The 18,267-nt window shown below is 71.3% G+C and carries 15 protein-coding genes; 2 read left to right on the top strand and 13 right to left on the bottom strand.

Annotated elements, in window-relative coordinates; genetic code table 11:
- Nucleotide 1: 1 nt before the first annotated feature.
- The 10 genes from epsU to glp all read right to left on the bottom strand — a co-directional run bounded on the left by epsU (nucleotide 2) and on the right by glp (nucleotide 11,461).
- Nucleotides 2–1,213, bottom strand: a complete 1,212-nt coding sequence (gene epsU, locus KYK13_RS38470) for an exopolysaccharide biosynthesis GT2 family glycosyltransferase EpsU (protein ID WP_223640465.1) — start codon at nucleotides 1,211–1,213, stop codon at nucleotides 2–4.
- Between the two features lie 56 nt (nucleotides 1,214–1,269).
- Entirely contained in the window at nucleotides 1,270–2,766 is a 1,497-nt protein-coding gene (gene epsV, locus KYK13_RS38465; protein WP_223640462.1) for a PCP family exopolysaccharide biosynthesis protein EpsV, read from the bottom strand.
- Nucleotides 2,763–3,170 carry an exopolysaccharide biosynthesis response regulator EpsW gene (epsW, locus tag KYK13_RS38460; protein ID WP_223646949.1) on the bottom strand — a complete coding sequence of 136 codons (408 nt, stop codon included), beginning with the start codon at nucleotides 3,168–3,170 and terminating at the stop codon, nucleotides 2,763–2,765. Before epsW ends, epsV begins: the two co-directional genes overlap by 4 nt.
- Before the next feature lie 23 nt (nucleotides 3,171–3,193).
- Nucleotides 3,194–3,370 carry a hypothetical protein gene (locus KYK13_RS38455; protein WP_223640459.1) on the bottom strand — a complete coding sequence of 59 codons (177 nt, stop codon included), beginning with the start codon at nucleotides 3,368–3,370 and terminating at the stop codon, nucleotides 3,194–3,196.
- 10 nt (nucleotides 3,371–3,380) lie between these two features.
- The gene (gene epsX / locus KYK13_RS38450) at nucleotides 3,381–4,700 is read right to left on the bottom strand and encodes an exopolysaccharide export protein EpsX (protein ID WP_223640456.1); all 1,320 of its coding nucleotides are present in this window, start codon (nucleotides 4,698–4,700) and stop codon (nucleotides 3,381–3,383) included.
- A 4-nt stretch (nucleotides 4,701–4,704) separates the two neighbouring features.
- Nucleotides 4,705–5,340 carry an exopolysaccharide export protein EpsY gene (gene epsY / locus KYK13_RS38445; RefSeq protein ID WP_223640453.1) on the bottom strand — a complete coding sequence of 212 codons (636 nt, stop codon included), beginning with the start codon at nucleotides 5,338–5,340 and terminating at the stop codon, nucleotides 4,705–4,707.
- A 16-nt stretch (nucleotides 5,341–5,356) separates the two neighbouring features.
- A complete protein-coding gene (wzx, locus tag KYK13_RS38440) occupies nucleotides 5,357–6,910 on the bottom strand; it encodes an exopolysaccharide biosynthesis flippase (RefSeq protein WP_223640450.1) in 1,554 nt (517 codons plus the stop codon).
- 111 nt (nucleotides 6,911–7,021) lie between these two features.
- Nucleotides 7,022–8,488 (bottom strand): exopolysaccharide biosynthesis polyisoprenyl-phosphate hexose-1-phosphate transferase EpsZ, encoded by a 1,467-nt coding sequence (gene epsZ, locus KYK13_RS38435; RefSeq protein ID WP_223640447.1) that lies wholly within the window; start codon nucleotides 8,486–8,488, stop codon nucleotides 7,022–7,024.
- Nucleotides 8,489–8,780: 292 nt separating this feature from the next.
- Nucleotides 8,781–10,211, bottom strand: a complete 1,431-nt coding sequence (gene fdhD / locus KYK13_RS38430; protein ID WP_223640444.1) for a formate dehydrogenase accessory sulfurtransferase FdhD — start codon at nucleotides 10,209–10,211, stop codon at nucleotides 8,781–8,783.
- The gene (gene glp, locus KYK13_RS38425) at nucleotides 10,208–11,461 is read right to left on the bottom strand and encodes a gephyrin-like molybdotransferase Glp (RefSeq protein ID WP_223640441.1); all 1,254 of its coding nucleotides are present in this window, start codon (nucleotides 11,459–11,461) and stop codon (nucleotides 10,208–10,210) included. The genes fdhD and glp overlap by 4 nt, the downstream gene beginning before the upstream one ends.
- Before the next feature lie 156 nt (nucleotides 11,462–11,617).
- Here glp and KYK13_RS38420 point away from each other — a divergent pair, with 156 nt between their 5' ends.
- Nucleotides 11,618–12,229 (top strand): molybdenum cofactor guanylyltransferase, encoded by a 612-nt coding sequence (locus KYK13_RS38420; protein ID WP_223640436.1) that lies wholly within the window; start codon nucleotides 11,618–11,620, stop codon nucleotides 12,227–12,229.
- A 7-nt stretch (nucleotides 12,230–12,236) separates the two neighbouring features.
- Here KYK13_RS38420 and nrfD read toward each other — a convergent pair whose 3' ends face one another.
- Genes nrfD through fdh form a run of 3 tightly spaced genes read right to left on the bottom strand, consistent with a single transcriptional unit; the run spans nucleotide 12,237 to nucleotide 17,504 of the window.
- Nucleotides 12,237–13,442 carry an NrfD/PsrC family molybdoenzyme membrane anchor subunit gene (nrfD, locus tag KYK13_RS38415; protein ID WP_223640433.1) on the bottom strand — a complete coding sequence of 402 codons (1,206 nt, stop codon included), beginning with the start codon at nucleotides 13,440–13,442 and terminating at the stop codon, nucleotides 12,237–12,239.
- On the bottom strand, nucleotides 13,439–14,239 hold the full coding sequence (locus KYK13_RS38410) for a 4Fe-4S dicluster domain-containing protein (protein WP_223640430.1): 801 nt from the start codon (nucleotides 14,237–14,239) through the stop codon (nucleotides 13,439–13,441). Before KYK13_RS38410 ends, nrfD begins: the two co-directional genes overlap by 4 nt.
- 4 nt (nucleotides 14,240–14,243) lie before the next feature.
- Nucleotides 14,244–17,504: a formate dehydrogenase gene (gene fdh, locus KYK13_RS38405; protein WP_370645253.1), complete on the bottom strand. Its 3,261-nt coding sequence runs from the start codon at nucleotides 17,502–17,504 to the stop codon at nucleotides 14,244–14,246.
- Between the two features lie 317 nt (nucleotides 17,505–17,821).
- Here fdh and KYK13_RS38400 point away from each other — a divergent pair, with 317 nt between their 5' ends.
- Nucleotides 17,822–18,214 carry a response regulator gene (locus tag KYK13_RS38400; protein WP_223640428.1) on the top strand — a complete coding sequence of 131 codons (393 nt, stop codon included), beginning with the start codon at nucleotides 17,822–17,824 and terminating at the stop codon, nucleotides 18,212–18,214.
- Nucleotides 18,215–18,267 lie beyond the last annotated feature (53 nt).

Genomic DNA, 18,267 nt, shown 5'->3' with positions numbered 1-18,267 from the left:
GCTACCGCCGCTCCGCCTCGCGCGTGGTGCGCACCCACTCGCCGCGCTTCTCCGCGCCGGGGCCGCGCACCATCAGCCACACCTTCCACACCACGTAGAGGGGCGCCCACGCCAGGTCCAAGAGCCCGCGCGCGCCCACACCGGACACCCACCAGCCGCGCAGCACGTACAGCCCCAGCGACATCAGGCCGAAGGACGCCAGCAGGGAAGCCGTCACCGCCGTGCCGCCAGACAGCCACGCCACCGCGGCCGCCAGCACCGAGCCCGCCACCGTCGCCAGCACCAGCTGACTCAGGGGCGGCACCAGCACGTCCATGGCCAGGTCCATCAGCAGCCCGCTCTTCTCCTTCAGCGCGTCGTTGAGCAGCGGCCACCCGTGCAGCTTGCGCATCTGCGCGCGGCCACCCTCCCAACGCTGACGCTGCGAACGGCTCTGCTTCTCCGCGGTGACCATCTCGCCCAGCACCTCCGCCTCCCAGGCGTAGTGCACGCGGTGCCCCGCGCGCGCCAGGCGGATGCCGTACTCCAGGTCCTCCACCACGCTGAACGCGTCGTGCGGCACCTGCTTCAGCACCGCGTGCGTGAAGCACATGCCGTTGCCGCGCAGGCCGCAGGAGACGCCCATCCGCTCACGCCCCATGGAGCGCACGCGGTGGAACATCCCCAGCGCGATGGTCATCAGCCGCGTGCGCCAAGACGCCGTGGGGTTCATCACGCCGTAGTGCGCCTGCACGCCGTGCGCCCCGTCCTCCAGCCGCCGGGAGAACGCGTGCAGCAGGTTCGCGGACACCACCGTGTCCGCGTCCACCACCACCACCGCGTCCGCGAAGCCGTCGCGCTGGCTGTGCTCGAAGGCGTGCGCCAGCGCGTAGCCCTTGCCGCGCTTCACCGCGTCCTGGCGCTCCAGCACCGTGGCGCCCGCCTCGCGCGCCTTCTGGGCCGTGGCGTCCGAACAGTTGTCCGCCACCACGATGATGCGCCGCAGGTGCGCCGGGTAGTCCACCGCGGACAGGTTCGCCACCGTCCGGGCAATGCCCAGCTCCTCGTTGTGCGAGGGGATGATGACGTCGAACTTCCGCACCGCCGGCGACGGCGGCACCGGCGCCGCCTTGCGCCCCGACATCAGCGTCAGCAGCAGCAGGTAGCCGCAGCCCACCACCACCGGCAGCAGTCCCACGCACAGCGCCACGTCCACCCAGAACCAGACCGTCACGACAGTGTCACCCCCGCGCCCGCGTCCTCTTCAAGGACCGCCGGGCGCACGAACCTTCAGCGCCGTTCCAGCTCCGCCAGCACCGGCAACTTGAGCAGCCGCTCCACCTGCCACTTCTCCAGGACGCGGCGGCGCAGGATGTCCAGCGCCACCGCCGCGAACACCGCCAGCACCACCCCGCCCACCACGCCCGCGATGGCGATGAGCTTCGGGTTCGGCTTCGTCGGCTTCTCCGGGAAGAGCGCCGGCAACAGCACGCTGTAGCGGTGCTTCATGGACGCCTTCGAAATCTCCAGCTCCGTCTGCGCCTGGTCCAACCGGCGCAGCTTCTCCTGGTGCCGCATCACCACCATGCGCATCCGGTCCGTGGCCACCGCCACCTCCGGATCATCCGGCGTGCCCAGCATCGCGCCCGCCAGCGGCCCGCCCATGCCCGCCAGGCTCGTGCCCTCCGTCGCGGAGTCCACGTCCGTGCCGCCCATGCGCAGGTACTCCTGGATGAGCGACTGCTCCTCGGTGCGCAGCGACGTCAGCTGCGGCGAGTCCGCCTGCATCGCGGCCACGCGCTGCTCCAGGTCGACAATCACCGGGTGCTGCGGGGAGAAGACGACGCGCTGCTCGGCCAGCTGCGCGCGCAGCTCCGTGAGGCGGCGGGCGCGGTACTCCTCCACGTCGCGGATGGCGCGGCGCTTGGCCTGCACCAGGAACTTCAGCTGCGCGAGCGCGTGGTCCGTCTGCAACAGCGCCTGCCGCGCGCTGGCCGCCTTCGGATCCGCCTCCTTCTTCTTGCGGCGCGCCTCCGCCTGCTTCACCGCGCGCTCCAGGTCCGCGATGGCCTGCTTGATGTTCGCGGCCTCGTTGGCCACCTGGCCCTGGAGGATGTTCACGGACTCGGCGATGGCGCTCATCTCCGACTCGTGGCGCATGTCCAGGAAGTTCTGGGACGCGGCCTCCACGATGTTGAAGGCCAGCTGCGGGTCGCTCCAGTCCACCCCGATGGTGACCGTGCCGCTGCCGCCCTCCGCCATCACCGTGAGGCTGGTCTCCAGCATCGCGATGAGCGCCTCCTCCTTCTCCTCGTTCGTCATGGGAGGCGGCGCCTTCTTCAGGTACTGCTGCTTCAGGCGGCTGAGCGGCGACCGCATCAGGTCCCAGTACTCGATGAGCTTCGCGTTCTTCACCACGGACTTGAGGTTTCCGCGGCTGAGCACCATCTCCCACGCGGCGCGCGTGGGTTGATCCGCCTCCACGGGGATGGAGCGGCCCGGGTTCACCAGCGAGGAGATGATGAGGTTGCGGTACGTCAGCATCCGCGTCTCGACGTGGTACTTGCGCGGCATCAGCTTCGCCGCCACCGACCCCAGGCCGGCCATCACCGCGACGATGCACAGCCCCAGGAACCAGTGCCGGAAGATGGCCCTGCGCACGAAGCCCAGCCCGTCGAAGAGAAAGCCCCAGTCGATGAGGTCCGCCGGCGCGTTCGTCTCCTCGCGCTCGGGGACGTACGGCGGGGGCGGGGCCGAGCGAGGCGTGCGGGGGGCGGGCGTGGTCACGCGCTGCTCCGGGGCGCGGCGGCCTTGAGCACCTGGCGCACGCGCTTCTCCAGCTCCTCGGGCGTGAAGGGCTTGCCCAGGTAGCCGTTGGCGCCGGCCTCCTCCGCGTAGGCCTTGTCCTCCGGCAGGTTGCGCGCGCTCACCATCAACACCGGCACGTGCTTGATGGCGGGCGTGCGGCGGATGTGCTCGCAGACGTCGTAGCCGGACACGTCCGGCAGCGTCAGGTCCAGGCACACGAGGTCCGGCTTGAGCGCGCCGCTCGTCAGGTACTCCATGGCGGCCTTGCCGTTGGGCTGCTCCACCACGTTCTTCACGCCCATCTGCTGGAGCATGTCACGCAGCATGACGCGGAACATCGGAGAGTCCTCCACGAGGAGGACGGTGAGCTGTTGGAGCTCCATCACGTCTGATGCCTTTCCTTCCCTCACCCGAACCCGTACTTGGGCACGAGGACGAGCACGCCATATGCGTACGCCATGTTGAAGAGGGCCACCCACAGGATGGCCTTCTTCATCCCCCGCCAGGGATGCGCATCGCGCGCGGCCGCACCGGGCAGCGCGACAGTGGCAACGAGGACGGACAGGAGGATGAGCTTCGCCATGGCGGGAGCCTCAGAGGATACCTGTTTTCTGGAAGGTGAGTCCCAGCGTCGCGGACCACACCGTGCGGGCCGCCTCCACGTCGGGCGAGCGAGTCCACGCCGCGCGGGTGTCCACCTCCAGCGTCACCCAGCGGTTCACCGTCCAGCCCGCACCCACACCGCCCACCACCTGCCGGTCCCCCACCGCCCCACCCACCGCGAAGGCGCCGCCGCCCGTCCCGGAGAAGCGGAAGCGCGGGCTCAGCGCCCAGGTGCCGTTCAGCGTCAGGTCGGCCCTCGGGTACACGAGCCCCGTCAGCCGGTCCACGAAGGGCGTCACCCGCGCGGCGAGCCGCCCGTTGAAGTCCGCCGTCCGCGACGGGACCCGGTGGGACACCGCCAGCGTCAGGTCCGGCAGCAGCTCCAGCCGCCGCGGCGGCTCCTCCACCGGCGCGCCCCCGACCTGGAGGGTCGTCAGCCGCCGCCCACCTGACGGGGTGGCATCCGGCGTCGCGGGGGCGTTCGCGGTGCCGTCCGCCGTCGCGCGCACGGAGTACGCCACGCCCACGCCCACGCCCGCCTCCACCGACGTGCGCCGGTCCAGCCGGTGCGTCCAGGCGCCGGTGAGCGTGGTCACGGAGGCGCGCGCGCCGGTGGAGAAGCGCGAGTCCGTGAAGGCCAGCGTCGTGGCCAGGGTGTGCCGGGGCGCGGGGGAGTTTCCCAGGGACAGCTGCGCGCGCGGACCGTACTGGAAGGGCACCGCCTTCTTCGCGGTGTCGTCCAGGCCGCCGCTGGCGGAGAAGCCCAGGCTGCCCGAGAGCCGCCAGCCGGGGCCCAGCCACACCGTCTCCGCCGCCAGCGTGGTCAGCGAGGACAGGAAGAACACCGTGTCCACGCCCTCCGGCAAGGGCTGGATGGGGACGTCCGTGAGGGGCGGCGTGTCCCCGGGCGCCGTCGGGTCGTCGCCCACGCTGCCGCCCAGGGGCAGGTTGGTGAAGAGGTTCACCTGGCCCAGCACGAACTCCTGGGTGCCGTGCAGGGTGAGGCCGCGCGAGGGGCGCCAGTCCCCCAACAGCCGCCCCACGTGCTGCACCTCCGTGCGGGGGTGGGTGGTGGCCTCGCGGAAGGAGATGCGCGGCGCGTACTGCACCTGGGCCACCGCGCTGCCGTCGTCGTACTTGAGGCTCAGCGTGGGGACGAGGTCCATGTCCGCCGCCACCGGGGCCACGGCCTCGCCCGTGGCCTGCGCGTCCATGGAGCGCGCGCGGGTGTCCACGCGGGCCGCGGCACCGTAACTCACGGAGGCGGAGGCCACCTCCAGCCACACGCTCGCGAGGGCCGCGTCCAGCATGTGGCTATTCCACCACCACCACGTCGCCAGGGCGCAGGCGGAAGGCGGCCGCGCGGCCCTCGCCCCGGATGATGTCCTCGTAGCGCACGCGGATGCGCGTGGGCTGATCCGCCTGCGGGTCGTCCCGGCGCAGCACGAAGATGCGGTCGCGGTGGGCGTAGTCCGTGAAGCTGCCGGCGGCGCCCAGCGCCTGGAGCAGCGTCGCGCCCGGGTCCAGCACGTGCGCGCCCACGTTGGCCACCTCCCCCAGCATCGTCACGGACATGGGGCGCGCCTCCTCCAGCGACACCGTGACCACGGGGTGGTTGATGAAGTCCTTGAGCCGCGTCTGGATCTGCTGCGCCAGCAGCGCCGGCGAGTGGCCCGCGGCCTCCACGTCATCCAGGAAGGTGAGGCTGATGTTGCCGTCCTCGCGCACCCTGGCGCGCGTGGTGAGCGCCTCCTGGCCAAACACCTTCACGTTGAGCACGTCGCCGGGGACGATGCGGTAGGCCTCGTCCGACGCGACGGGCTTCTCCTGGTACTCGTCCACCCAGGTGTACCTGCCCAGGCCGGCGCACGCGGGGACGAAGAGCAGCAGCCCGGCGCACGCGAGCGCGCGGAGGGCGGGGCCGCGGAATCGGGACGGGCGGGTGGGCATGGCGCTCAAGGGCTCCTCACGCGGCGGGGGCGGCCGACACGGCCACCTCGGCACCATTACCACCGCGCTGCCTCGCCATGCGCACCACCTGAACCAACTCGGCCGGACGCACCGCGCCGCTGCCCAGCACGCCCACCACGTACGCGGCGGCCGTCAGCCCCAGCCGGGGCCACGGCTGCACGCCCGCCCCGGACAGCACCCGGTCCAGCACCACGCACGCGACGCACACCGCGGCCGTCTTCGCCACCATGAGCAGCGAACGCCGGTCGAAGGAGTTCCTTCCCATGCGGCTGAGGAACAGCACCGTGACGATGACCTCCGTCAGGAACATGGACAGCGCCGTGGCGGTGGCGCCGCCGGACGCGCCGATGCGCCCGTACAGCCACGGGATGAGCACCAGGTTGAGCAGCGGGTTCACCACCGCGCCCAGGGTGGCCGCCAGCGTCACCCACCACTCCTTGTTGGACATGGTGAGCCAGATGCTGCTGACCATGGTGACGTAGGCCATCACGAAGATGGGGGACAGGACGCGCAGGGGCAGCGCCGCGGGCTCGAAGCCGGGGCCGCACATCAGGCGCACCCACAGGTCCGCGCCCAGCACCATGGCCATCATCACCGGCACGGTGAACGCGAGCACGCCCTCCAGCGAGCGGCGCGTCAGCCGCGACAGCTCCTCCGCAGAGCGGGCCGCCGCGCGCGACATCATGGGCATCAGCACCCAGCCGAAGATGGGGGAGATGAGGAACGTGAGCCCCGCGATGCTGAACGCACCGCCGTACCAGCCCACCTCCTCCTTCGACGCGAGCTTGCCGAGCAGCGACATGTCCGTGCGCCCGTTGCACGCCAGCGCCGCCGCGGTGAGGAAGAACGGCAGGCACGCCTTCATCACCTTCTTCGTCGCCGCCAGGTCGATGCGGAACTGCAACCCCAGGTGCTCCTTCGCCAGCTTCCAGCCGATGATGAGCTTCACCGCCTCCGACAGCACCATGGGCACGGCCAGCCACTGCAGGCCCACGCCGAACGCGGCCATCAGCGCGAGGCCCCCGCCCCACACAATCTTGGTGATGACGTTGGAGACGGACAGCCCCGCGACCTTGCCCTTGGAGTGCAGCAGCGCGGCCATGGACGCGTTGATGACGATGAGCGACTGGGCCACCGCGAACCACTGCACCAGGTGCTGCACCTCCGGGGGCTCGCCCGTGTGGTGGAGCACCAGCGCCAGCGCCACCATGAGGATCAGCGTCATCCCCAGGCGCAGGAGCATCGTGGCGCCGAAGAAGTCGCTCGCGTGCTCCGGGCGGACGGGCACCTCCTTGCGGATGTACGTCTCCAGGCCCAGGTTCGTGGCCACGAAGAACGTGGCGGCGAACGCCTCCGACCAGTTGAAGTAGCCGAACGCCTCCGGCCCCAGGTAGCGCGGCATCAGCGCGCGGATGCCCAGCGCGATGGCGTACGTCACCATCAGCGAGCCACCGAGCTGCAGGGTGCTGCGAACCGCGCCGCGCACTTCGTTCGCACGGGCGCCGTCGTCGACTTCAGCGGAAGGGGAGGTCGGACTGTTCACGGTCATGGATGATGCGGGCCTGCTGGGCTGCTGCACGCCAAGGGGGGAAGGCCCGCCCCATGGAAAAACGAACGGGCCCGGCGCGTCAACGCCGGGCCCGGAATGACACCCCGGCTGCTAGCTTGCTCCGCGACCGGTGATGACCACCGGCACCGTCTGCAGGAGCAGCCGCAGGTCGCCGGTGAGGCTCCAGTGGTCGATGTACTGCATGTCCAGGTACATCCACTGCTCGAAGGAGATCTGGTTGCGGCCGGACACCTGCCAGATGCAGGTGAGGCCCGGACGCACGGACAGGCGGCGGCGCTGCCACGTCTCGTACTTCGCCACCTCGCTGGGCACCGGCGGGCGCGGACCCACGATGCTCATCTCACCCCGGAGCACGTTGAGGAACTGGGGCAGCTCGTCGATGGAGAACTTGCGGATGAAGCGACCGATGCCGGTGATGCGCGGGTCGTTCTTCATCTTGAAGACGGGGCCGGTCTGCTCGTTCTGCGCGGCCAGCCGCTCCTTGAGCTCCTCCGCGTTCACCACCATGGAGCGGAACTTCAGCATGTAGAACGGCTTGCCGTGCTGCCCGGTGCGCAGCTGCTTGAAGAAGATGGGGCCGCGCGAGGTGAGCTTGATGGCCGCCGCCACCACCGCGAACAGCGGCAGGAGCGCCCACAGCGCCACCGCGGAGACGGCGATGTCGAACAGGCGCTTCATGGCCATCTGGTGCGGCTTGGGCGCCACCGCGGCGAAGTGCAGGTAGCCGTCCGCCACCGCGCGGGACTCCACCGGGCGGGCGCGGTCCAGGCGGAACGAGTGCGCCGGCAGCGCGAACGGCACGCCGAAGCGCTCCGCCAGCTTGATGGCCGCCTGCATGGACTCGCCCTGCTTGAGGGTGTTGCCCGCGATGTAGACCTCGCTGACGGGCAGCGTGCGCAAGAGGCGCTCCAGCTCGTCCGCCGGCCCCAGCACGTCCGCCGGCAGGCTGTCGCCGGAGGCGTGGTCCTCGGGGAAGCGCACGTAGCCCAGGATCTTGTGGCGGCCGCGCGTGAGCAGGTCCTCACCCGTGTAGCGGCCCATGGCGCCGGTGCCCACGATGAGCACCTCCTCCGTGGGCGCCTCCTGCGAGGCCACCTGGCGGAAGACGCCCAGGCGCAGAATCAGCGCCACCGGCCAGAAGACGAAGAGCAGCGGCGCCAGGCCCACGTGCGCGGCCGTGGGCATCGCCAGCTCCAGCAGCGCCTGGATGGTGACCACCGCCAGCGTGGTGACGGACACCAGCGCCACGTGGTCCAGCTTGCTGCGCTCGGCGAAGCGCGAGTCGTACAGGCACAGCGCCGTGCCCGTGATGAGCCACACCAGCACCGCCGTCACCACCATGCTGGGCAGCTCCCAGCTCATGGGGAACGTCAGCCCGCCGCGCATCCACGCGGAGCCCAGCAACACCCCCACCAGCAGCGCCACGTCCACGGTGAGGTTCAGCTTCGCCGCGAAGCCAGGGGCCAGTCGCGGCGGGTCGGTGACCTCGGCCGTCACCTCCGTTGCCCTGGAAGCCTTCACCTCGGCGCTTGCAGTCGCACTGCTCATCGTGCCCACCCCCCTCTGCCCACTGTTCTGGTTTCGCAGAGGATGCCGTCTAGACTAGAAAAGTTTAACCAGGAGGAAATGCAGATTGCCAAATAGTGCGTCGCGGCGCAACCACTGCTCAGCAAGAAAGACATGACTTCGTGTGAAAACTTGGCGAATTCAACGTCACGTCTCGCGCGGGTCCACTTTGACAGGGAATTGAAGTCTGGCTGGACCTTCGGATCTCCAGGTGCCCCGGAGTGCACCGGCCCGGGGCCGAGTGCATGTACGATGCCGGTCTGACAGTTGGATGCCTCCCCCTCTACCGGGACGCGTCATGGCGGAAGTCATGAGGAAGTCCCGTGGGTTGGGGTTGGAGCTCCAGGCGTTCTGCCGCCGTGTAGACGTTGCAGCGGCCGTTCCTTGAGAACGCGGCGAGCGTCACGCCAGCACGCAGGGCCAGGTCGATGGCCAGGGAGCTGGCCGCGGACACGCTGACGATCACCGGGATGCGGGCGCGGGCGGCCTTCTGGACGATTTCGAAGCTGGCGCGGCCGCTGACGGCGAGGATCGCGGGCGCGGTGGGGAAGGGTGGGGTGGGCAGCCGGCGCGGAGCGCGCACGGCGCCGGCCAGGACCAGGGCGCCCACCGCCTTGTCCACGGCGTTGTGGCGTCCCACATCCTCGTGGGCGGCGAGCAGCGCGCCGTTCGCGTCCAGCACGGCGGCGGCGTGCACGCCCCCGGTCAGCTCGAAGGTGTGCTGGATGGCGCGCAGGCATTCGGTGGCGCGGGCCACGGTGTGGGCGGAGAGGACGGGGCCGGGGGCGACGGGGGCGCAGGAGGCCATCAGGTCGTCCACGCTCCGGCGGCCGCACACGCCACAGGCGGAGGTGGTGAGGGTGCCGCGGCGGGTGGTCTCCACGCGCTCCAGGTCGAGCCGGGCGCCGGCGGCGGGGACGACCTCCAGCGCGTTGCCGTAGCCCTCCTCGCCGGGGTGGCCGCAGTGGAAGAGGCTGCCCAGGTCTTCGCCGTCCTCCAGGATGCCTTCGGCGAAGAGGAAGCCCACGGCGAGCTCGCGATCATGGCCGGGGGTCCGCATGGTGGTGGCGACGGGGTCTCCATTCACGCGGATTTCCAGCGGCTCCTCCACGGCCACGCGGTCGTCCTCGGCTGCGCGGAGCGTGTCCCCGTCGAAGCGGCGCACGGCGCGGTGGGTGACGCCGCGCGGCTCGGGCGGAGAGGCCTTGGGCGTCGCGGATTGCTCACGCAGCCACGCGGTGAGGAGGTCCGCGACGGCGTGCGCGGTGGCCGGCACGCGCGGGCGCGAGGCCGCGGCGGGCGGGAGCGCGGGGGCGTCCGTCGCCACGGCGAGCACGTCCGGGCGGGAGGCCGCGAGCGGCGCTTCCAGGCCCTCGCGCCACACCTCCAGCTTGGGGAGGGGGCCGTCCTTCCAGCCCTCCACGAGCACCAGGTCCACGCGGTTCGCGTCGCGAGCGAGGAGCGCGGGGGACAGGGGCTGCCGGGTGGTGAGCTGCGTGCCGTCCGGCGTGGCGAAGCCGGTGAGCACGGCGCCCGCGGCGTCCAGGCGCGCGGTGTCGCTGCCCGGGCGGTGGAGCGGGTGCGCGTCCGAGGAGTGCTTCACGTACGCCACGCGCAGGCCGCGCGAGGCCAGCTCCGGCAGCAGGCGCTCCAGGAGCGTCGTCTTGCCGGCGGTGGAGTGGCCGATGAGGGCGAGCGCGGGAGGCGGCTTCACGCGGACTCCACGGGGAGGAAGTCCGGCGAGTCGAAGAGCTGCACGTCCACGGACTCGCCCTGGGCGAAGTCGGCGCGGCCGGCGGGGAGCACGGCCCAGCCCCGGGCCGCGACGTTCTGGAGAATCTGTCCGGCGCCCTGGGGACGCAGGCGCGCCCGGGGGTCGGCGCCGGGCCCGGCCGGTTCGAGCGCCGCGACGGTGACCAGGTAGGTGAGGCCGGCCTGCTTGTGCCGGGGCTCGGAGAGGCGGGCGCGGGTGACGCGGCGCTGTTCGAGGACGCCCTGGTGCTTGAAGAGGAGGGGCCGCGCGAACTGGTCGAACGCGACGGTGGCGGCGCCGGGGTTGCCGGGCAGGACGACGACGGCGGTGGAGCCCAGGCGGGCCACGGCCACGGGCTTGCCGGGCTTGAGCGCGACGCCGTCCACGAGGAAGCGCGCGCCCATGCGGGTGAGGACGCGCTTCACGCAGTCCTTGTCGCCCACGGACGCGCCGCCGGTGGTGATGAGCACGTCGACCTGGGGGGCCAGCTCCTCCAGCCGCGCGAGCAGCTCCGACTCGTCGTCGCGCGAGCGGGCCAGGTGGGTGACGTCCGCGCCGGCCTCGCGGGCCAGGGCGGCCACGAGGAGGCGGTTGCTTTCGAAGACCTGGTGGGGCGCGGCGGGCTGGCCGGGGGGAACGAGCTCGTCTCCGGTGGCGACGACGGCGACGCGCGGCGCGGGGCGCACGAGCGCGGTGTCTTCCCCCAGCGACGCGAGCACGCCGAGCACGGTGGCGTCCACGCGCTGGCCGGCGGAGAACAGCGGCGCGCCGGGCATCACCTCTTCCCCGGCGCGGCGCAGGTCATGGCCGGCGGGGACGGTGACGAAGATGTCCACGTGGGTGCCGTCGTCGGAGGGGCGCGCGGCCTCCTGGCGGACGACGGCGTCGGCGCCGGGGGAGAGGGGGGCGCCGGTGAAGACGCGCGCGGCCTCGCCGGGCTGGAGGGCGCGGCGCGGGAGGTGGCCGGCGTAGACGGTGTCGACGATGCGCAGGCGCGCGGGGTGGTCGCGGTTGGCGCCCCGGGTCTCCTCGGCGCGCACGGCCCACCCGTCCATGGCGGAGTTGTCGCAGCCGGGCAGCGCGCGTGACGCGGCGAGGCCCGCGGCGAGGAAACGGCCATGGGCTTCCATCAGGGGAAGGCGGACGGGGGCCGCGGGCGCGATGGCGTCGAGCGCGGCCAGTCGCGCGGCAGGGAGGGGAGTCAGCGGCATGCGTCGGGGCGGGGGCGGTGGACTCTATGACGGGCTGCGCGTGCCTTGTCCACGGGGGGCATGGGTGGCGTGTTTGCTCCCTCCCCCTGGGGCCTGGCGAAACCCGGGAGATGAAGCGTTTCCCGGCCGGATGGGAGGTGTGTAGGGTCGGCGGACATGGACGGCTCCGCGACCTTTCCCGACGTGACGCTGGCCATCCTGGCTGGGGGACAGGGGACCCGGTTGGGAGGCGTGCCCAAGGGGCTGTTGAGCGTGGCGGGGCTCACAACCATGGAACGGCTGCGGGCGCTCGGGTCGCATTTCGCGGACATGGTGTTGGTGGCGAATGTCCCGGAACCGTATGCCCGCTTCGGGATCCGCACGGTGGCGGATGTCGTGAAGGGGAAGGGCGCACCAGGAGGGGTCCACGCGGCGTTGGGGGCGGCCCGCACGCCCTGGGTGTTCGCGGTGGCCTGCGACATGCCGTTCGTGACGGAGGCCGCGGCGCGGCGGGTGCTGGACGCGCGGGGGGCGGATGTGGACGCGGTGTGCATCGAGCACGAAGGCCGGTGGGAGCCGTTGTTCGCGGCGTATCGCGCGGAGCTGGTGACGCGGTGGGGGGAGGCGCTGGCGGAGGACCCTTCCCTGCGGCGGGTGCTCATGTCCTTCCGGACGAAGGTTCTGCCGGAGGACGCACTGCGCGCGGTGGATCCGGAGCTGCGCGCGCTGGCGAACGTGAACACGCCGGAGGACCTGGTGCGCTACGGCGTCGTGTTGCCGGAGCGGTGAGTCCGCGTCACGGCTCCGGCCGCGTCACCATGAACCGCGCGTAGGGCATGTCCTTGCGTGGCGCCGCACCCCGGCCCAGCACCGGCAGCGGGAAGCTCAGCGGCTTCCCATCCGAAGCCTCCGTGTTCCCCTCCACCTGCGCCGCGCCCAGCCCCTGCCGCTGTCCCTGGAACGTGGCCTGTGGATTCCGCGCGGACCTCTTCCCGGCCTGCATGATGGCGTAGCGCGCGGCCACCGCGCCCACCGTGGTCAGCACGTCCGCGGCCACCTGCTTCCACCGCGCCCGTCCCGGCAGCACGTCCATCACCAGCCCCGCCATCGAGCACGTCCGCGACAGCGCCCACAGCGCTCCCGAAGCTCCCGTGCGCAGGGGCCTGCCCACCTCCACCACCTGCCGCGCCTCCAGCTCCACCGCCTCGCGCGTGAAGAGCTCCGCCACCTTGCCCGCGATGCGGAAGCGGCGCAGCACCCGCTCCTCCGCTTCCGTGTGCGGGAACAGCGACAACAGACTCCCCGCGCTCGCCGCCGCGGAGGCCATGAAGAACAGCGGCAGCGTGCGCCCCACCTGCTGCCACAGCGGCACCGCCGTGTTGCACACCAGCACCGCCGTATACCCCGCGAGCGGCAGGCCCAGCGCCGCGCCCACCATGCCCGCCGCGCGCCCCATGACCCCCAAGGCCCCGGGCATCCGCCGCAGCACCAGCGCCGCCGTGTTCACCGCGCCCGAACCCGACAGCACCCACGACCCCATGCTCATGGGCGACGTGGGCCGGAACACGCGCAGCATGTTCAGGAAGCGCGACGGCCGGCCCAGGTCGTAGATCAACAGCCCCGCGCTCACGATGTCCCCCGCCGTGGCCACCGCGTGACAGCGCCCCGCCAGCCGCTGAAGCCTCCAGCCCCCCAGGTGCTCCAGCGCCACCCCGAGCACGCTCGACGCGCCCGCCACCCCGCCCACGTAGAAGTACGCGGGGACCGTCCAGATCCACGTCGGCTCCTTCAACACCGGCATGCCGTAGTAGCTCGGCGCCTCCGCGCTGTCCGGCCCGGACCGCGAGGGCCGCGTGGACAGCACGTCCATCGCCTGCCGCTGGGGCTCCGGATCCTTCACCTCCTGCAGGGACCCTTCACCCTCCAGGATGCCCGCGCGCGTGTCGATGTTCCGCCCGTCCGCCTTCTGCTGCAGCCGGTCCAGCAGCGTGTCGTCGCTCATCCGCGCCCCTCCCGCCCGAACGCCACCGCGCCCACGGCCATCGCCACCAGGCCCACCGCGCCCATCGCCACCGAGCCCCACATCCGCGGCGCCTTCTTCGTCGGCACCACCGGATCCGGCGGCAGGTTGTAGACCTCCGGCTTGTCCAGGAGCAGGAAGAACGCGTTGAGCCCACCCGTGCCCGGCTGGTTCTCCGCGTCCTTCCCGTACAGGTACGCGTCCGTCATGCCCCGCTGATGCAGGTCGCGCACCCGCGACTCCGCTCGCGCGTGCAGCTCCTCCAGGTCGCCGTACTGGATGGACGCCGTGGGGCACGCCTTCGCGCACGCGGGCGTCATGTCGTCGCCGAGCCGGTCGTAGCAGAGCGTGCACTTCCACGCGCGCCCGTCATCCTCGCGCCGGTCAATCACGCCGAACGGACACGCCGACACGCAGTAGCCACAGCCGTTGCACACGTCCGGCTGCACGTAGACCGTGTCGAACTCCGTGCGCACGATGGCGCCCGTGGGACACGCCTCCAGGCACCCCGCGCGCTGGCAGTGCTTGCACACGTCCGACATCATCAGCCACGAGAAGTCCCCCGCGCCCGACGTCTGCCCCTGCAACGGCACCGGCCGCTCCACGAACGCCACGTGCCGCCACGTGGCCGCGCCCAGGTGCGCCGTGTGGTCGTACGACATCCCCGTGAAGTGGAAGCCGTCGTCCGGAAGCTGGTTCCACTGCTTGCACGCGACCTCGCACGCCTTGCAGCCGATGCACAGCGTCGTGTCCGTGAAGAACCCCTTGCGGCTCCCCATGCGCCTATCCCTTCCCCTCGGGCTCCTGCGTCTCCGAATGATCCGCCTGCGGTGTCACGTCGCGCGGCACCTCCGGCACCGTCAGCGGAGGTGGCTGCGCTCCCGCCGCGGCCCGCTGTTCCGAGCGCAGCCGCCCCGCACGCAGGTCCGCCGTGAACGCCTTCGACTCCTGGATGTCCACGTTCTGATCCGCGACGAACGACGTCAGCTCGTTGGCGCCCTCGCCGCGCACGCGCCCCGTGACGCCCCAGTGGTACGGCAGGCCAATCTGGTGCACCAGCTCCCCCTTCACCTTCAGCGGGCGGATGCGCTCCGTGACGAGCGCCCGGCACTCCACGTCCCCGCGCGCCGTGGCGAGGGTGCACCAGTCCCCGTTCCTCAACCCCTTCTCGCGCGCCAGCTCCGGGGAGATTTCACAGAACATCTCCGGCTGCAGCTCGCTCAGCCACGACAGCCAGCGCGACATGCCGCCCGCCGTGTGGTGCTCCGTGAGCCGGTACGTCGTCACCAGGTACGGATAGCGCGGGTCGCCCCAGGCCCGGTGATAGGGATTGTCCTTGCGCCTCCACTCCTCGCGCGTGGGGCTGCACTGCTGCGCATGGAGCGGGTTGGGCACCACCGACTCCATGGGCTCGTAGTGCGTGGGCAGCGGCCCGTCCATCATCCCGCTGGGCGCGAAGAGCCAGCCCTTGCCGTCCGCCTGCAGGATGAACGGATCATTGCCGGCGATGGTCTTCAGCCCCGTCGCGCCCTTGGGCGGCCGGTACTCCGGCGGCAGGTCCGCGATGAAGTCCGGCACGTCCTCGCCCGTCCACTTCTTCTGGCCGGCGTCCCACCACACGTAGCGCTTGCGCTCGCTCCAGGGCCTGCCGTTCACGTCCGCCGACGCGCGGTTGTAGAGGATGCGCCGGTTGGACGGCCACGCCCAGCCCCACTCGGGCGCCACCCACGTCTGCTCCTGCCCCGGCTTGCGCCGCGCCGTCTGGTTGACGCCGTCCTTGTAGCAGCCCGAGTAGATCCAACAGCCGCACGCCGTGGAGCCGTCGTCCTTCAGCTCCTTGTAGCCCTCCACCGGCTTCCCGTCCGCCACCGTGTAGCCGTGGATCTCCTTGAGCACCGCCTCCGCGGAGGGCTCCGCGTGCGGCCCCTCCGTGGGGTAGTCCCACGTCAGGTCCAGCAGCGGCGCGTCCTTTGGATCCGTGGAGCCTGCATACAGCTCCCGCAGCTTGCGCCCCAGGTGGTAGACGAAGTGCAGCTCGCTGCGCGTGTCGCCCGCCGGCTCCACCGCCTTGTGATGCCATTGCAGCAGCCGCTGCGTGTTGGTGAAGCTGCCGTCCTTCTCCGTGTGCGCGGCGGCCGGGAAGAAGAACACCTCCGTTGGGATGTCCTCCGGGCGCACCTGCCCGGATTGGATCTCCGGGGCCGTGCGCCAGAACTCGGCCGTCTCGATGAGGGTGAAGTCGCGCACCACCAGCCAGTCCAGGTGGCGCAGCCCCTTGCGCTGGAGCGCCCCGTTCATGCTGCCCACGGCGGGGTTCTCCCCCATGACGAAGTAGCCCTGGAGCCTCCCGTCCGCCATGTCCGCCACCGTCTGCATGTGCGAGTGGTTCCCCGTCAGCCGGGGCAGGTGGTGGAACAGGTAGTCGTTGCCCGGCGTTGCCCGGTCCCCGAACCACGCCTTGAGCAGCGACACCGCGTACTTGGGGAACTCCGACCACCAGCCGCTGCCGGACTGGTTGTTCTGGATGTAGTTCTCCAGCCCGCCCTTGAGGATGTTCGCGTGCGGCATGGGCAGGTAGCCCGGCAGCAGGTTGTAGAGCGTGGGGATGTCCGTGGAGCCCTGGATGGACGCGTGCCCGCGCAACGCGAGGATGCCGCCGCCGGGCCGGCCGATGTTGCCCAGCAGCAACTGGAGGATGGCCGCGGTGCGGATGTACTGCACACCCACCGAGTGCTGCGTCCACCCCACCGCGTAGCAGAACGCGCTGGTGCGCTCCGCGTTGGAGTTGTCACAGAGCGTCCGGGCCACCTGGAGGAACAGCTCCTCGTCCACGCCGCACACCTGGGACACCACCTTCGGCGTGTAGCGGGAGAAGTGCCGCTTCAACAGCTGGAACACGCACCGGGGATGCTGGAGCGTCTCGTCGCGGTGCTCGTCGTGCACGTCCACCTTGTGGTCGTACCCGCCGCCGCCCGCGCCCGGCTCGTCCGTCAGCTCCTTGTGCCCCGCCGCGGGCACGGCGCCCGGCACGTCCTGGTACTGCCAGGACGCGATGTCATAGCGGTTGCTCTGGGGCTGGAAGCCGCTGAAGAGCCCCTCCAGGTCCTCCGTGTCCAGGAAGTCCTCGCGGATCAGCGTGGCCGCGTTGGTGTACTGCACCACGTAGTCGCGGAAGTACCGCTCGTGCTCCAGCACGTAGTGGATGAGCCCGCCCAGGAACGCGATGTCCGAGCCCGCGCGGATGGGCGCGTAGAGGTCCGCCACCGCGCTGGTGCGCGTGTAGCGCGGATCCACGTGGATGACCTTCGCGCCCCGGGCCTTCGCCTCCATCACCCACTGGAAGCCCACGGGATGGCACTCGGCCATGTTGGACCCCTGGATGATGATGCAGTCCGAGTGCTGCAGGTCCTGCTGGAACGTCGTGGCTCCACCGCGACCGAACGAGATGCCCAGACCGGGCACCGTGGACGCGTGTCATATTCGAGCCTGGTTCTCCACCTGCACGACGCCCAGCGCGGTGAACAGCTTCTTGATGAGGTAGTTCTCCTCGTTGTCCAGCGTCGCCCCGCCCAGGTGCGCCATCGCCAGCGTCCGGTTCACCTGCTGGCCCTTCGGGTCCTTCACCTCGAACGTCGTGTCGCGCGTGCGCTTCACGCGCTCGGCCACCCTGTCCAGGGCCTCTTCCAGCGGGATGGGCTCCCACTGCGTGCCACCGGGGCGGCGGTAGAGGACCTGCTGCACGCGTTGCGTTCCCGTGACCAGCTGGAAGGTGGCGGCCCCCTTGGGGCACAGCCGGCCGCGGGAGATGGGGGAATGCGGGTCGCCCTCGATGTCGAGGATGCGGCCGTCGCGCACGTGCACCTCCTGCCCGCAGCCCACCGCGCAGTACGGGCAGATGGACTTCACCACCCGGTCCGCGGACTTCGTGCGCGGCGCGAGCGAGCGGCTGCGCGCGGACATCGCCGTGTCGCCCAGTGCCCGGCCGTCTCCCCGGGCGAGCTGCCGCAGCACGGGCCATCCATTGAACAGGTCGCGGAACTTCAAGGCTGCTCCTCTCCAGCTCCAGACAGGACCCGCACGTGGAACCCCGGCCTCAAGATGAGGACGCGGCGCGCGGGAGGCCAGTGCCGCCAGGCATGGACGCAGGCCCAGGTCCATGCGCGGCCGCGAAAGCAGGCGGGCAGGCGTAGCGCTGCGCGGTGGCCGAAATCAGACCGGGGGGCTTGAGGCGTTATCTCTCCACGGTGCCAACGCCTCTTCCTGCTCCCCCTCCCTGTTGGGCCCCGAGGCCCTCGGGCGGAGCCGGAAGACCCACAGTCACGTGAAGGCCGGACGTGGCGGAGAGCGAGTGGAGAACCCGCATGACAGGCCGTGCCCCGCTCATCTTGTTGATCGAGGACGAGGAGGACATTCGTGACGCGGTCGCGACATTGCTGGAGATGGAGGGTTATCGCGTCGCCCAGTGCATCCACGGCGAGGATGCATGGCGCTGGTTGCAGGCCCATCCCCGCCCGGACCTGGTGATGCTGGACCTGATGATGCCGGTGATGGACGGCCAGGCCTTCCTGTCGCGGCTGGCCCAGGAGCGCATGCTCGAGGGCGTGCCCATCATCGTGCTGTCCGGCAGCCCCTTCCATCCACCGGGCGCGGCGGCCTACCTGCGCAAGCCGGTGGCGGTGGCTCCGCTGCTGGAGGCGGTGCGCCGCTTCCTCGCGGCAGCTGGGGAAGGCCCGGAAGGACCTCACACGTCGTGAAACATGTGTCGCGGGGCGCGGCCATGGGCCATCGAGGACTCGCGATGGAGCGA

Origin of the sequence: Corallococcus sp. EGB (genome assembly GCF_019968905.1) — a bacterium.
GTDB lineage: Bacteria > Myxococcota > Myxococcia > Myxococcales > Myxococcaceae > Corallococcus.
This window is presented reverse-complemented; position numbering and strand designations above follow the sequence as displayed.

What these genes read in the sequence shown, in the direction of transcription:
- KYK13_RS38410 (WP_223640430.1), bottom strand. Translation starts at nt 14,239, where the DNA reads ATGGGGAGCCGCAAGGGGTTCTTCACGGACACGACGCTGTGCATCGGC.
- wzx (WP_223640450.1), bottom strand. Translation starts at nt 6,910, where the DNA reads ATGACCGTGAACAGTCCGACCTCCCCTTCCGCTGAAGTCGACGACGGC.
- epsX (WP_223640456.1), bottom strand. Translation starts at nt 4,700, where the DNA reads ATGCTGGACGCGGCCCTCGCGAGCGTGTGGCTGGAGGTGGCCTCCGCC.
- KYK13_RS38455 (WP_223640459.1), bottom strand. Translation starts at nt 3,370, where the DNA reads ATGGCGAAGCTCATCCTCCTGTCCGTCCTCGTTGCCACTGTCGCGCTG.
- KYK13_RS38420 (WP_223640436.1), top strand. Translation starts at nt 11,618, where the DNA reads ATGGACGGCTCCGCGACCTTTCCCGACGTGACGCTGGCCATCCTGGCT.
- nrfD (WP_223640433.1), bottom strand. Translation starts at nt 13,442, where the DNA reads ATGAGCGACGACACGCTGCTGGACCGGCTGCAGCAGAAGGCGGACGGG.
- epsW (WP_223646949.1), bottom strand. Translation starts at nt 3,170, where the DNA reads ATGGAGCTCCAACAGCTCACCGTCCTCCTCGTGGAGGACTCTCCGATG.
- epsY (WP_223640453.1), bottom strand. Translation starts at nt 5,340, where the DNA reads ATGCCCACCCGCCCGTCCCGATTCCGCGGCCCCGCCCTCCGCGCGCTC.
- glp (WP_223640441.1), bottom strand. Translation starts at nt 11,461, where the DNA reads ATGCCGCTGACTCCCCTCCCTGCCGCGCGACTGGCCGCGCTCGACGCC.
- KYK13_RS38400 (WP_223640428.1), top strand. Translation starts at nt 17,822, where the DNA reads ATGACAGGCCGTGCCCCGCTCATCTTGTTGATCGAGGACGAGGAGGAC.